Below are 12840 nucleotides of genomic sequence, written 5' to 3'. Positions count from 1 at the left end.
ATTTTCGGTCAACCTCGGACGCCACCATGCCCACTCCGCCCTGGTCTCCCCGCCGCAGCGCCATCAGCGCGCACCTGCTGATCCAGTTCGGCATCGACCGCGGCCTCGGCCTGGAGCAGTGCCTGGCAGGTAGCGGCCTGGATATCCGCCTGCTCGGCGATCCCTCCGGGGAAATCGACGCGGCCCAGGAACTGAGCGTCGTGCGCAACCTGGTCCGGCACCTGGGCGACGCCTGCGCACCGGGCCTGGCGGCAGGCCTGCGCTATCACCTCAACGCCTACGGCATCTGGGGCTTCGCCCTGCTCAGCAGCCCGACCTTCCTCAGCGCCGCGCAACTGGGCCTGCGCTACCTCGACCTGACCTTCGCCTTCCATGGCATCCGCCTGGAGGTACACGACGACGAAGCGCACCTGGTGCTCGACGACGCCGGCATTCCCGAGGACCTGCGGATTTTCCTCCTCGAACGCGACGCCGGTGGCGTGCTGCGCATCCAGCGCGACCTCACCGGGCAGCGCCTGCCGATCCTCCGCGCCGGCTTCCGCCGCCCACCGCCCGCCGATCCCGCGCCCTACGTGCGCGAGCTGGGCCTGTGCCCGGCGTTCGGCCAGGCGGACAACCGGGTGGTCTTCGAACGGCGCTTCCTCGACCTCCCGCTGCCCGGCGCCAATCCAGAGGTGGCGCGAGCCTGCGAGGAACAGTGCCGCGCCCTGCTCGCCCGCCGCCAGGTGCGCGGCGGTCTGGCCGGACGCATCCGCGACCGCTTGCTGAGGACGCCCGGCCACTTGCCGGACATGCAGACCCTGGCCATGGAACTGCACCTCACCGTGCGTACCCTGCGTCGCCGCCTGGACGACGAGGGCAGCAGCTACCGCCTGTTGCTCGACGAGGTGCGCCAGGCCCTCGCCGAAGAGCTGCTGGCCACCGGCGCGATTCGCCTGGAGGAGATCGCCGAGCGCCTCGGCTACGGCGAGGTGTCCAACTTCATCCACGCCTTCAGGCGCTGGAAAGGCATGACGCCGCGCCAGTATCGCCAGCGGCGACGACTCGGCGCGATGCCCTGAGCCGCTCCGGGCTTATTCCACGAAGGCAGGACGCCAGCGCTCGATGTTCGTTTCGCCGCCGCCTGCCAGCGGCTAGATTGGCCGTTCACGCGCGGCATCCGGCGGCGCGGCAGCGGAGGCATCTCCGCTGGCAACGGGAGAACGACACATGGGTTGCCAGCAACACGCATGGCCGGCGCACGCGCCGGAGCAGGTCGAGGCCGAGGTCAACTATATCCGCGACAACGGCCAACGGCCGGTCGCCTACACCTATCCGGCCCCCGCCGGGACGCCGCAGCGCAGCGCGCTGTTGCAGCCGACCCGGGTGGCGATCCGCAATGCGCGTCTGCTGGCGCAACCGGCCAGCCTGGAGCGCGAGGGTTTCCAACTGGTGCGCGAGGCGAGCGCGGTGGGCGATTTCGAGGATGAAGCCCAGGTTCGTGAACGCTACTACCCGGAAAGCATCGCCCTGCTCCGCCGCCTGACCGGCGCCGCCGAGGCGGTGATCTTCGACCACACGCTGCGCGTCGACCAGGCCGGGCGCGAAGAACGCGGCCTGCGCGAACCGGTGCGCTACGTGCACAACGACCAGACCCTGCGCTCGGCGCCGCGCCGGGTCCGCGATCACCTGCCGGCGGAACGCGCCGAACGGCGCCTGGCCGGACGCTTCCAGATCGTCAACCTGTGGCGTCCGTTCGGCCACCCGGCGCAGCGCGCGCCGCTGGCGTTGCTGGACGCCCGCAGCCTGGCGTTCGACGACCTGGTAGCCAGTGACCTGGTGTACCGCGACAAGGTGGGCGAAACCTACTCGGTCAAGCCCAACCCGGAGCACCGCTGGTACTACTACCCGCACCTGCTGCCGGAGGAAGCGCTGCTGCTGAAGATCTACGATTCGCGGGAGGACGCGCAGGCCCGCCTCGGCGCGCACACCGCCTTCGACGATCCCTGCACCCCGGCCGATGCGCCGCCGCGGCAGAGCATCGAACTGCGTTGCCTGCTGTTCTTCGACGAATGAGTCAGGCGGGGCGCAGGCTGATCCAGTAGTCGCTGTAGCGCAGCACGCGGATCGGCAGGCTGCGCCCGAGCATGTCCAGGGACGTGTGCATGTCGTCCAGCGGGAACAGACCGCTGACGCGGTTGCCGGCGATCTCCGCGTCGAGCTGGAGGATGCCTGGCAGATAGGGCCGGAAGGCCTCCGCGACCCAGGCCAGGGAGCGGTCGTGGACCTCCAGCCAGCCGCTGGCCCAGGCATCCTCTCCGGCCTGCATCGGGCCCTGTTCGAGCAGGCCGCCGGCATCGAACAGCAGGCTACGTCGTGCCGCCACCGCCAGCTGGCGTCCCTCACCGGTGGTCAGCCGCGCGCTGCCGCGCAGGGTCACCAGGCGGATCGCCCCGCGCTCCTCGGCCAGCAGCAGGCTGCCGCTGGCGCAGTCCACCCGTCCGGCGGCGCAGTCGAGGGCGAAGGCGCCGCGCGGGTCCTCCTTCACTTCCAGGCGCAACGCGCCGCGCCGCAGTTCCAGGCGTCGCTGGGCGCCGTCGAACAGCGGCCGCGCCTTGCTCCGCGCGTTCAGGCGCAGGCGGCTGCCGTCGGCCAGCAACCAGTCGCGGCGCTCGCCGGTGCCGGTCGCCAGTTCGCCGGGCAGGCCCATGCCGGCCTGGACCCAGCGCTCCAGGCCGGCGCCGCCGGCGAGCAGGACGAACAGCCCGAGGGCGCCGCCGACGAAGCGCCGGCGGCTCGACGGCTGCTCCAGGGCGCGCAGCACGGTAGCGCTCGGCTGGCCGCGCCAGGGCGAGTCCTGTAGCGGCGCGAGGCTGCCAAGCAGTTGCCGGAACACCTCGGCATGCTCGCTCGACAGCGCCTTCCAGCGTTCCAGGGCATCGCCCTCGGCGGCGCTGAAGTCGCCGGATTGCAGGCGCACCATCCATTCGATGGCCTCCTCGACGATGCGTTGCCGTTCCGGCTTCTCGCTCATTCCTGGAATCCCCGGTAGCAGCAGTGCAAGGCATCCTTCATCAACTGGTGGATGCGCCCCAGGGACAATCCGAGGCGCTCGCCGATCTGCACGTAGGTCAGGCCTTCCAGCTGGCTCATCAGGAACACTGCCCTGGCCTGCCCGGACAGGCCGTCGAGCAGGCGGTCGATGGCTTGCAGGCTCTCGATCAGCATCCACTGCTCGTGAGGCGACGGCTGCACCGCCTCCGGCGCCTCGGCGAGGATCTGCAGGTAGGCGCGCTCCAGGTCCTTGCGCCGCCAGCTCTCGTACATCAGGCGTTGCGCGATGGTCGCGAGGAACGCCCGCGGCGAGCGGATCGACGCCGGGTCGGGGAGCATCCAGACCTGCAGGAAGGCCTCGGCGGCGAGGTCTTCGGCGCTGTGGCTACAGCCGGTCTGGTAGGACAGCTTCTTGCACAGCCAGTCGTAGTTCTGCTGGAACAACTGGGCGATCAGGGTGTTCTTGATGGAGCCTTGGCTATCCATGGTAAGCGTTCGCTGCTGGCAGGCCACGCCACGGATAGCGGTAGTGAGCCTGGAGGTTGAGGAACGGCGCCCGGGGCTGTTCCCGTGGCGCGCGGTAGGGAATCAATCGAGGCGCTCCCGGCAGTCCGCCGTGCCCGCCGCCGGCCGCTGCGCGGACAGCCAGCCGCAGGCGGCGGCGCCGAGGATCAGCGCGGCGCCCCACCAGGGGAGCGCGCGCACCGCCACCTGGTCCACCAGGATCGCGCCGATGAAGGCGCCCAGGGCCACGCCGAGCTGGATCGCGCTGGTGTTGAGGCTGATCTGGATCGCCGCGGTGTCCGGGCTGAGTTCCACCAGGTATTTCTGGATCGCCGGCCCCGGCGCCATGTTGAACACGCACCAGAACACCACCGCGCCCAGCAGCAGCGGCAGGCCGCCAGTGGCGAACGGCAGCAGGACCAGGGCCAGTGCGTGCAGGAGCAGGAAGGCGACGAAGGTGGCCGGCCCCGGCCAGCGGTCGGCGGCGCGTCCGCCGAGCAGCGCGCCAAGGATGCCGCCGCCCCCGTAGACCAGCAGGACCAGGCTGATGGTCGGTTTGTCGAGGGCCATGCTGCCGACCAGGAACGGCACGATGTAGGTGTAGACGGTGAACTGGCCGGTCATCTGCAACAGCGATGCCAGGTGGGCGAACGGCACCCGGCCCCGGGCCAGCGCCCGCAGTTGCTCCGCCGGGGCGATGCCGGGCGCGCCGGGTATGGCCGGCAGCAGGCGCAGGAGCAGCGGCAGGCCGAGCAACGCGACCCCGGCGAGCAGCAGGAACAGGCTACGCCAGCCCCAGAACTCGCCGATCAGGGTGCCCAGCGGTACGCCCAGCACCAGTGAGGCGACGATGCCGGCAAACACCAGGCCGATCGCCCGGCCGCGCCGTTCCGGTGCGACGATGGCCACCGCCAGGGTGATCGCCACCACCACAATGACCGAGGCACTGGCCGCCACCAGCAGCCGGCTCGCCAGCAACAGGGCGAAGCTCGGCGCGGCGGCGCTGGCCAGGTTGGCGCCGACGAACGCCAGCAGCGCGCCGGCCAGCAGGCGGCGGCGCTCGATGCCGGCGCTGAGGTAGACCAGCAGCGGGCCGAGCAGCGCATAGACCAGCGCGTACAGGCTCATCAGCAACCCGGCCCGGCCCTGGCTGACGGCGAAACTGGCGGCCAGTTCGTCGAGCACCCCGGCCACCACCAGTTCCACCGTGCCGACCACGAAGGCCAGCCCGGCCAGCAGCCAGACGCCCACCTCCGCCCTGCTCCGTTCAGTCTCGCCCATGGCTGCGTGCCTCCCCGTCGATGGCATAGCGATAGCGCCCGAGCATGACCAGCAGCCCTGCCGCCACGCCGAACGCGCCGAGCAGGACCAGCGTCGAGCCCGCGTAGGAGCCCGCGCGGTCGTAGAAGTAACCCAGCAGCCAGGACCCCAGGCTGATGGCGATGGCGAAGGTGAAGGGCTGGATCGAGCCATAGATCACGCTGAAATGGCGCAGGCCGAAGTAGCGGCTGACGAAGTACTGGGTGGTGCCGGTCTCGCCGCCGGCGCCCAGGCCGATCAGGAACACCGCGCCCCAGAGCAGCGCCGGCGGTCCGCCAAGGAGCAGGAGCAGCAGCCCGAGCGCCGCCAGCACGGCGAACGGCAAGGCGATGCGCGGGGTGTCGTAGCGGTCCAGCAGGTAGCCCAGCGCCGGTTGCGAAACGATCATGCCGACCCACAGCGCCGCCAGCACGTCGGTGGCGACTTCCCGCGACAGGCCGCGCTCCTGCAACAGCGGCACGCCATGCACCATCACGCCGGTGACGGCGAACACGCCGAGGATCAGGTTGCCGACGATCAGCCAGAAGTCCGCCGAGCGCCAGGCCTGGCCTGGCGTCGCTCCGGGCAGCGCGCCGGCTGGCGGGCGCCGCGCCTGCGGCAGGTCGCCGGGCCGCTCGCGGAACAACGCGTAGAGCAGCGGCAGCGCCAGCAGGCCTTCGAGCAGGCCATAGACGAGGAAGGTGGCACGCCAGCCGAAGGCGTCGATGCAGGCGCTGCCCAGGTACAGCGCCAGCGGCCCGCCGACGCCGAAGCCGAGTCCGAGGATGCCGTAGGCTGCGCCGCGACGACGCTCGAACCAGCCGCCGAGAATCCGCGCATAGGGAATGTTGCCCGGCGTCAGCAGGCCGAGCAGCGCGAACAGCAGGTATAGCTGCCAGCCGCTGCGCGCCAGCGCCAGGCTGGCCAGGCACAGGGCCAGCGCGGCGGTCAGCGGCAGGACCAGGGCGCGCGCGCCCCAGCGATCCACCAGCCAGCCCTTCAGCGGGCTGCTCAGGGCTACCGCCAGGCCCAGCAGGGTCACCGGCAGCGCCGACTGGCCACGGTCCCAGTCCAGGTCGGCGGCGATCGGCTCGATGAACAGCGAGAAGCTGCTGATCACCAGCCCGGTGGGGCCGAAGATCACCCCCACTACCGAGGCCAGCAGCACCCCACAACTGGCCACGCCGAACTCGCCGACGGCAGGCGCCGGCGCGACGTCCTCCATGGCCTCGCGGGCGACGCCGCTCATGCGTCGCGCCTCAGGCGCTCGATCAGTTGGCGGCGCAAGCGGATGTCCTCGGCGTTCTCGGTGGTGGCCTCGAGCTGGACGATCTCGATGCCGGCGCGATGAAAGGCCAGGATCTGTTCCGCCACCTCGCCGACGCTGCCCACCAGCACCCCGGCGAAGCTGCGCTGCACGGTATTCGCCACCCATTCGCGCAAGGCCTCCGGCTCCAGCCGGGCGAGCCGGTCGCGCTCGCCGTCGCGGGCGACCTGCGGCGATGCCGCCAGTTCGTCGAGGGGCCGTGCCAGAAGCAGTTCGAAAGCGGCCTGGCGGTAGTGCTCGGCGATGTCCAGGGCCGCCGCCGGACTGTCGCCGAGGATCACCTGGAAGTGCTTCCAGAACTTCAGCCGCCGGCCCTGCTCCGCCGCCTCCTCGTTCAGCCTGCGCTTGAGCTCCGCGGTCTGCGTGGGGCTGGCGAAGTGGCCGGCGTAGACGTCGGCGAAGCGCACCGCCAGGCGTTGTGCCTGCGCCGAGGAGCCGCCAACGGATAGCTGCGGGCGCGGCCGCTGGATCGGCAGGAAGCCGCTGCCGGCGTCCTCCAGCCGGTAGAACTCGCCGTGGTAGTCGAAGGGGTCGCGGCTTTCCAGGGCGCGGGTGAAGACCTCCAGGTACTCCACGGCGCGCCGGTAGCGTTCGTCCTTGTCGGCGAAGTCGCCGTCGCGGCGCACGTCGGCGTCGCTGGAGCCGATCACCAGGTGTACGCCGGCGCGCCCGTTGGACAGGCCGTCGAGAGTGGCCAGGGCGCGCGCGGCAACGGTCGGCTGGGCGCTCCCCGGTCGGTGCGCGACGGTGGCGCGCAGGCGCGGCGCCGCGGCCAAAGCCCAGCCGGCGACCAGCCAGGGGTCGGGCCAGGCAGCGGAAACGGTGAACAGCGCGCCGTCGAGGCCGTCCGCCTCTTCCAGGCGGGCCTTCTGCTGGATGTCGAAGGCACTCACCGCGCGACTGCGGGTGTCCGGCAGGAAACGCGCGGCCTGGCGGGCGAAGGCACTGTCGCCGATGACCGCGGAAGCGCGCACGCCGCCGCGCAGTTCGATGCTCATGGTTCGTCCTCCTTAGAAGGTGTAGGCCGCGCCGAGGTAGTAGAAGGCGCCGTTGAAGCTGATCTGCGAGGCATAGGTGTCGTACTGGTTGAAGCCGAGGTAGGCGCTCTCGGCCGGCAGCTTGTCGGGCTTCACGTCGAACAGATTGTTGGCCCCGGCGCTCAGGGTCAGGTTGCGGCTCGCCGCATAGCGCAGGGCGACGTCGGTGATGTACTTGGGCGAGTTCTCGAAGCGGTTGAAGACCGTGGTCGAATAGGCATGCTCGCCGGTGTAGTAGTCCAGTTCGGAAACCGTCTTGCTGTAGCGCGTTTCGCGCAGGGTCAGGCCCCAGCGCCGGTAGCTCCAGTCGGCCTGCAGGCTGACCTGGCTGCGCGGCGTGGAACTGGTGATCCAGGCCTGCTGCTGGTCGTTGAGCAGCGGCTGGCCGTTACGCCCGCGATGGTTCCTGACCAGCTTCGTGCGATTGACGTTGGCGCCCAGGCGCCAGTCGATCCGGCCCCACTCGCCGAGCCGGGTGAGGTAGCTGGCGGTGAGGTCGAGGCCGTGGGTACGGGTGTCGGCGCCGTTGGTCATGTAGTGGGTGCTGACCTGGGTCAGTCCGGCCGGGATGCTGATCCCGCCGGCGCGCAGCGCATCGATCGCCGGCTGTCCGGAATAGGTGGCACCGTCGACGATGCGGTCGCGGATCTCGATGCGATAGGCGTCGATGGCCAGGTTCAGGTCCGGCAAGGGATCGAGCACCAGGCCGAGGTTGTAGCTGATCGACTTTTCCGGCTCCAGGTCTTCGGCGCCGAGCAGCCTGGCCGCCGGCGAGTTGACCGCCAGCAGGCCGCTGGCGATGGTCGGCGAGACGCCCAGGCTGGTGTAGTTCTCCTGGGCCAGCGACGGCGCGCGGAAGCCGCTGCTGAGACTGGCCCGCGCCGATACCTCGGGGCTGAAGCGGTAGCGGCTGGCGAGCTTGCCGTTGGTGGTGCTGCCGAAGTCGCTGTAGTGCTCGTAGCGCGCCGCCGTCTCCAGTTGCCAACCCTCGCCGAGGGCGGTGGACAGGTCGAGATAGGCGCCGAGCACGTCGCGGCTCCACTGTCCGGCGCTGGCCGGCGCCTGCCCGGGGAGCGCCTTGGAACCGCCGTTGTAGTAGGACCAGGGATCGCCGGCCTCGACCTCGTAGAGTTCGCGGCGCTGCTCCAGGCCCCAGGAGAAATTCAGCGGCGCCGGCAGCCAGGCGAGGTCGAAGTCGCGGCGCAGGTCGAGATTATTGGTCCACTGGGTGGCCTTGTAGCGCGCCAGGTCGAAGGAGCGCGGCGAATCGCCGGTCTCGCCGTAGAGGGCGAGGTTGATCGAGTGGTCCATGCCGATCTCCGGGCGGTCGGCGCCGTAGGTCGAGCTGAGGTCCCAGTCCCAGGCGCCGAACAGCTCGCCGCCACGGGCGCCGAGGGTCAGCGAATAGTCGTCCTCGTCGCTGGTGATGCGCGGGGTGAAGCCGTTCGGATAGAGCCGCGGCGCCAAGGACGGCAACTGGTAGATCTGCGCCGAGGACACCGAGCGATGGGTATAGGTGGCGAAGCTGTACAGCTCGACGTTGTCGTCCAGCGCCACGCCGGCGTTGTAGGCCAGCGCCTGGCGGTGCAGCGAAGGGTCGCCGATGGACGGGTTGCCGTAGCGCCCGGTGCGCTGGTCGATGCCGGCGCGGATGGTCCGCGCCTGCTCGCGGAACTGCGCGCTGAGGTTGAGGAAACCGCTCTCGCCGAAACGCAGGCCGCCATTCACCCCGCCGTTCTGGGTCAGGCCGTCGCCATCGCCGTAGCGACCGTTGTCGTAGGCGAGCCGGCCGCCGTGGTCGGCCGACTTGAGGATGACGTTGATCACCCCGGCGATGGCGTCCGAGCCGTACTGCGCCGAGGCGCCGTCGCGCAGCACCTCGATGCGCTCGATGGCGGCGAGCGGGATGGTGTCCAGGTCGACCCCGGTGGAGCCGCTCTGCAGCCCGCCGCTGACATTGATATTGGCGGTCTCGTGGCGGCGCTTGCCGTTCACCAGCACCAGCACGTGGTTGGGACTCAGGCCGCGCAGCGACTGCGCGTTGGTCAGCGCCGAAGCGTTGTAGGCCTGGGCCTGGCGCGACAGCGAGGGCAGCAGGCGCACCAGGGCGTCGCGCAGGTCGCCGCTGCCACTGTCGCGCAATTGCTCGGCGCTGACCACATCGATCGGTGCCAGGCTCTCGCCGGCCTTGACATCGGCCTTGCGGGTGCCGGTGACCACCACCGTGGCCAGGGTCCCGGCGGGCTTCGCCGCCGGCAGCGCGGCATCCGGCGCCGTGGCGCGTTGCAGGCTGAGCACGCCGGCGGCGCTGCGGCTGTATTCCAGGCCGCTGCCCTGCAAGGCCCGCTGCAGCGCCTGCTCGACGCTGTAGGAGCCCTGGATCGCCGGTGCCGGCAGGCCCTCCACCAGGTGCTGGTCGAAGGCGATCGGGGTGCGACTCTGGCGGACGATGCTCAGCAGCACCTGGGCCAGTTCGCCGGCCGGGATGTCGAAGCGCTGGATCTCGGCGCGGCTGGTGGCGCGGACCTCCTCTGCCGCCGACTCGCCGGGCTGGCCGAGGCAGGCCAGGCCGACCGCGCAGAGCACGGGGACGAGTCGAAGACGTGGCGAACGCGGGTTGGGCATGGTCGGTTCATCCTTGAGCGGTTGCGGATGCCACCGAGTGCAATTGCCCGTACCGATTTTCAGCCGCGCGGCAGACCGATTGCGCATAAGGTTATGCCTCGCCCTCCCGCCCCCGGCAGCGCCAGACGCTGACCGGGATTTCGCTGACCTGTCCGTCGGCCTGCATGCGCCGCTCGGCGATCCGCCCGAGGCGGACGAAGAATTCCTCCAGGCGCGTCGCCGGCACCAGCGGTGCGAAATAGGTGCCGAAGGTGGCGGCGTGGAAACGCTGGTACTCGGCGGAGTCGGCGACACGCAGGACCGCCGGGCGGGAGACGATGGAGTCGACCCGGAAGTGTCGTTCGACGCGTTCGCGCAACGCCTCCCGGCCACGGGTGCGGGTGCCCATCGGCAGCAGCCCGGCTTCCGCGTAGAGCGCCGCCACCCGTTCCGGCGCGGCCAGGCCCATCTCGACCAGGGCCTGGGCGACCAGGTCGTCCTCGCCGCCGAGGCCATCCTCGGCGAACGGATGGTGCGAGGTGAACAGGAATACCCCCTGCGCCTCAAGGTGCCGCGCGACCCACCGGAACAGCCGCTCTTCATCGGGATACAGCCAGTGCAGCACGGCGGTCATGCTGATCAGCTCGAAGCGTTCCGCCAGCGGCGGCAGGTCGAGCAGGTCGCCCTCCAGCAGACGCGCCTCGACGCCAGCCCCGCGCAACTGCGCGCGCGCCTGCTCCAGGCGCAGAGGCGAACGCTCGATGCCCCACAACCGTTGCAGGCCGGGCCAGCGCCGGGAGGCGCCGAGCAGCAGCGAGCCGATGCCGCAGCCGAGATCGAGCAGGCTGCGCGGCTCGATGCCGGCGCGGTCGAGCACCCAGTCCTGGTCGCGACGTTGCAGCAGTTCGCTGGAATCCTGGTAGCCGTCCAGGCTGCGCGCCTGTTCAATGATCGCGTTCATGTACGCCTGCTCCTTGGTTGAGGCTGTCCGCCGTGATGGTCCATACGCAGCCGTGGCCTTGCGGCTCTTCGTAGAGCCGCCAGTCGGCGTGGCAATCGCTGGCGGCGACGAACGCCGACAGCAGCTTGGTGCAATAGGTGCAGGCCGACTCCAGGGTGATCGGCACGCCTCGGGCGCGGGCGCGCTCGCGGTAGTCCCAGATCGCGCAGTGACGGTTGTGGAATACCGCGCGCCCGCCAGCCTCGGCCTGCACCTCGAAACGCGAACCGTAGAGCGCGGCCTGGCGTGCCAGACGGTCGGCGGCGCTGGCCGGATCGCCCCGCCCCGCCGGTTCCAGCGCGCGATAGATGCGCGCGGTGGCGCGCGCCCAGTCGTCGAGCCGGTAATCCGCCGGGCGCGCGACGATGAACTGTTCGATCAGCGCCTGGGCGCGGAAGAACACCGCCTGCCAGGCTTCGGCGCGCAGGTCGTCGGTCGCCGGCAGATCGGCGAATATCCGTGCGCTGGTCGCCACCCAGTCCCCCAGGTCTTCACGCCGATGGCGCTCGGCGAGGTAGGCGGACATCGCCGCGTGCACCTCGAACACCCGCTGTCGCCAGAGCGTCGCCTGCGCCGCCGGATCGCGTTCGACGGCGCTCATCGGAGCGCCTCCCGGTGGCTGGCGAGAAACCCCAGCAGGTGCTCCAGCACCGCGTCCGGCGCGTCTTCGGGGAGCATGTGGCTGGCGCCGATGGCGGCGCCCTCGACCTGCCCGGCCCAGGTCTTCCAGATTTCCAGCGGATGCTGCCCGGCGGCGTAGGGGCGCTCCTGCCAGAGCACCTGGACCGGGCATTGCAGGCGCCGGCCGGCGTCGCGATCGGCCTGATCGGCGTCGGCATCGACGCCCACCGCGGCCCGGTAGTCCTCGCACATCGCATGGCGCACGGCGGGGTCGCGGAACGCCCGGCGGTAGCTTGCCAGCGCCTGCGGGTGGTAGATGTCGCGGCCCTGGGCCATGCGTCGCAGGGTGTAGTCGAGGAAGTGCTCCGGATCGGCGCCGATCAGGCGCTCCGGCAGGTCGTACGGCTGGGCGAGGAGGAACCAGTGGTAGGCGTTGAGGGCGAAGGCCTTGTTCACCGCCGCCCAGTTGTCGAGGATCGGCACCACGGTCAGCGAGACGAAGGCCGCGACCGCCTGCGGATGGTCCAGCGCCAGGCGATAGCCGACCCGCGCGCCGCGATCGTGGCCGATCACCGTGAAGCGTTCGAAGCCGAGCTGGCCCATCGTTTCCAGTTGGTCGCGGGCCAGCGCGGCCTTGGAATAGTCGGCGCCCTCCTCGTCCAGCGCCCGCGATTCGCCGTAGCCACGCAGGTCGGCGAGGACCACGCTGTAGTCCTCGGCCAGGCGCGGAGCGATGCGATGCCAGGCCAGGTGGGTCTGCGGATAGCCATGCAACAGCAGCAGCGGCGGGCCGCTGCCCTTCACGGCGACGCGGAGGCGCGCGGCGGAGGTGTGCAGGGTCAGGTAGTCGAAGCCGGGCAGCAACGGATCGGTGCTCATGGGCGGCGCCTCACAGGATGATGCTGATGCGCCGCTGGGCGCTGATGGTCTCGTGGTCCAGGCGGATCTCCCGCGAGACGATGCGCAAGCCCTCGGGACCGTCGCGCAGGACATGGCTGGCTTCGCCGACGAAGTTCCAGGCCTCGCGGTTGCGGAACTGATGGACGACGAAGTTGCTGCGGCTGCTGACCAGTTCGCCCTCGACCCGCTTCAGCCGCACGTTGCCCACCAGGCGGCGGGTGCGCGAGCGCGGCTGCTCCATCCAGGTATGCCCGCCGAGGATGCTGTCGACCCGCTCGCGCAGGCGCACGTGGTCGTCGTCGATGATGTACAGGCTGTCCTCCGGCGCCTGGCCGGCCAGTTGCTCCTGCAAGGGCAGCACCCGGTAGCGTGCGGCGCGCTCGAACAGCGCGAACCAGGTATCCAGCAGGCGGTCGTCGAGCAGTTCGGCTTCGGCGACGAGGAAATCGCTGACCCGCGCCAGCAGGTCGCTGTCGGGACGGGACAAGGCAAGGCTCATGAATATCCTCCGGGAA

12 protein-coding genes are annotated in these 12840 nt (G+C 70.6%); 2 read left to right on the top strand and 10 right to left on the bottom strand.

Features of this window, described 5'->3' with window-relative positions:
* Positions 1-26 precede the first annotated feature (26 nt).
* Positions 27-1061, top strand: a complete 1035-nt coding sequence (locus FOC67_RS11085) for an AraC family transcriptional regulator (protein ID WP_009315681.1) — start codon at positions 27-29, stop codon at positions 1059-1061.
* Between the two features lie 148 nt (positions 1062-1209).
* Positions 1210-2055 carry a CmcJ/NvfI family oxidoreductase gene (locus FOC67_RS11080; protein WP_003107935.1) on the top strand — a complete coding sequence of 282 codons (846 nt, stop codon included), beginning with the start codon at positions 1210-1212 and terminating at the stop codon, positions 2053-2055.
* Between the two features lies 1 nt (position 2056).
* Here the strand turns inward: FOC67_RS11080 and FOC67_RS11075 are convergent, their stop codons facing one another.
* From FOC67_RS11075 to FOC67_RS11030, 10 genes are all read right to left on the bottom strand, one after another.
* Positions 2057-3013 carry a FecR family protein gene (locus FOC67_RS11075; RefSeq protein WP_015502991.1) on the bottom strand — a complete coding sequence of 319 codons (957 nt, stop codon included), beginning with the start codon at positions 3011-3013 and terminating at the stop codon, positions 2057-2059.
* The gene (locus tag FOC67_RS11070; protein ID WP_003107976.1) at positions 3010-3519 is read right to left on the bottom strand and encodes a sigma-70 family RNA polymerase sigma factor; all 510 of its coding nucleotides are present in this window, start codon (positions 3517-3519) and stop codon (positions 3010-3012) included. The genes FOC67_RS11075 and FOC67_RS11070 overlap by 4 nt, the downstream gene beginning before the upstream one ends.
* Before the next feature lie 102 nt (positions 3520-3621).
* Entirely contained in the window at positions 3622-4818 is a 1197-nt protein-coding gene (locus FOC67_RS11065) for an MFS transporter (protein WP_009315678.1), read from the bottom strand.
* A complete protein-coding gene (locus FOC67_RS11060) occupies positions 4805-6085 on the bottom strand; it encodes an MFS transporter (protein ID WP_174707723.1) in 1281 nt (426 codons plus the stop codon). The genes FOC67_RS11065 and FOC67_RS11060 overlap by 14 nt, the downstream gene beginning before the upstream one ends.
* The gene (locus tag FOC67_RS11055) at positions 6082-7161 is read right to left on the bottom strand and encodes an LLM class flavin-dependent oxidoreductase (protein ID WP_009315675.1); all 1080 of its coding nucleotides are present in this window, start codon (positions 7159-7161) and stop codon (positions 6082-6084) included. Before FOC67_RS11055 ends, FOC67_RS11060 begins: the two co-directional genes overlap by 4 nt.
* 12 nt (positions 7162-7173) lie before the next feature.
* Positions 7174-9825, bottom strand: a complete 2652-nt coding sequence (locus FOC67_RS11050; RefSeq protein ID WP_009315674.1) for a TonB-dependent receptor — start codon at positions 9823-9825, stop codon at positions 7174-7176.
* A gap of 91 nt (positions 9826-9916) precedes the next feature.
* Complete coding sequence (locus FOC67_RS11045; protein WP_003128648.1) at positions 9917-10765, bottom strand: trans-aconitate 2-methyltransferase; 849 nt, start codon at positions 10763-10765, stop codon at positions 9917-9919.
* The gene (locus FOC67_RS11040) at positions 10749-11405 is read right to left on the bottom strand and encodes a hypothetical protein (RefSeq protein WP_003128649.1); all 657 of its coding nucleotides are present in this window, start codon (positions 11403-11405) and stop codon (positions 10749-10751) included. The genes FOC67_RS11045 and FOC67_RS11040 overlap by 17 nt, the downstream gene beginning before the upstream one ends.
* Positions 11402-12304, bottom strand: coding sequence for an alpha/beta fold hydrolase (locus FOC67_RS11035; RefSeq protein ID WP_009315673.1), 903 nt, complete (start codon positions 12302-12304; stop codon positions 11402-11404). Before FOC67_RS11035 ends, FOC67_RS11040 begins: the two co-directional genes overlap by 4 nt.
* Positions 12305-12314: 10 nt before the next feature.
* The gene (locus tag FOC67_RS11030) at positions 12315-12824 is read right to left on the bottom strand and encodes an aromatic-ring-hydroxylating dioxygenase subunit beta (protein ID WP_003088783.1); all 510 of its coding nucleotides are present in this window, start codon (positions 12822-12824) and stop codon (positions 12315-12317) included.
* Positions 12825-12840: the final 16 nt, after the last annotated feature.

This window comes from Pseudomonas sp. FDAARGOS_761, assembly GCF_013343155.1.
GTDB lineage: Bacteria > Pseudomonadota > Gammaproteobacteria > Pseudomonadales > Pseudomonadaceae > Pseudomonas > Pseudomonas aeruginosa.
The sequence above is the reverse complement of the archived record's forward strand: the minus strand, read 5'-3'. Positions and strand labels throughout refer to the sequence as shown.

Coding starts and splice junctions, on each gene's coding strand:
- FOC67_RS11050 (WP_009315674.1), bottom strand. CDS start 9,825: ATGCCCAACCCGCGTTCGCCACGTCTTCGACTCGTCCCCGTGCTCTGC.
- FOC67_RS11085 (WP_009315681.1), top strand. CDS start 27: ATGCCCACTCCGCCCTGGTCTCCCCGCCGCAGCGCCATCAGCGCGCAC.
- FOC67_RS11080 (WP_003107935.1), top strand. CDS start 1,210: ATGGGTTGCCAGCAACACGCATGGCCGGCGCACGCGCCGGAGCAGGTC.
- FOC67_RS11040 (WP_003128649.1), bottom strand. CDS start 11,405: ATGAGCGCCGTCGAACGCGATCCGGCGGCGCAGGCGACGCTCTGGCGA.
- FOC67_RS11065 (WP_009315678.1), bottom strand. CDS start 4,818: ATGGGCGAGACTGAACGGAGCAGGGCGGAGGTGGGCGTCTGGCTGCTG.
- FOC67_RS11055 (WP_009315675.1), bottom strand. CDS start 7,161: ATGAGCATCGAACTGCGCGGCGGCGTGCGCGCTTCCGCGGTCATCGGC.
- FOC67_RS11030 (WP_003088783.1), bottom strand. CDS start 12,824: ATGAGCCTTGCCTTGTCCCGTCCCGACAGCGACCTGCTGGCGCGGGTC.
- FOC67_RS11060 (WP_174707723.1), bottom strand. CDS start 6,085: ATGAGCGGCGTCGCCCGCGAGGCCATGGAGGACGTCGCGCCGGCGCCT.
- FOC67_RS11075 (WP_015502991.1), bottom strand. CDS start 3,013: ATGAGCGAGAAGCCGGAACGGCAACGCATCGTCGAGGAGGCCATCGAA.
- FOC67_RS11035 (WP_009315673.1), bottom strand. CDS start 12,304: ATGAGCACCGATCCGTTGCTGCCCGGCTTCGACTACCTGACCCTGCAC.
- FOC67_RS11045 (WP_003128648.1), bottom strand. CDS start 10,765: ATGAACGCGATCATTGAACAGGCGCGCAGCCTGGACGGCTACCAGGAT.
- FOC67_RS11070 (WP_003107976.1), bottom strand. CDS start 3,519: ATGGATAGCCAAGGCTCCATCAAGAACACCCTGATCGCCCAGTTGTTC.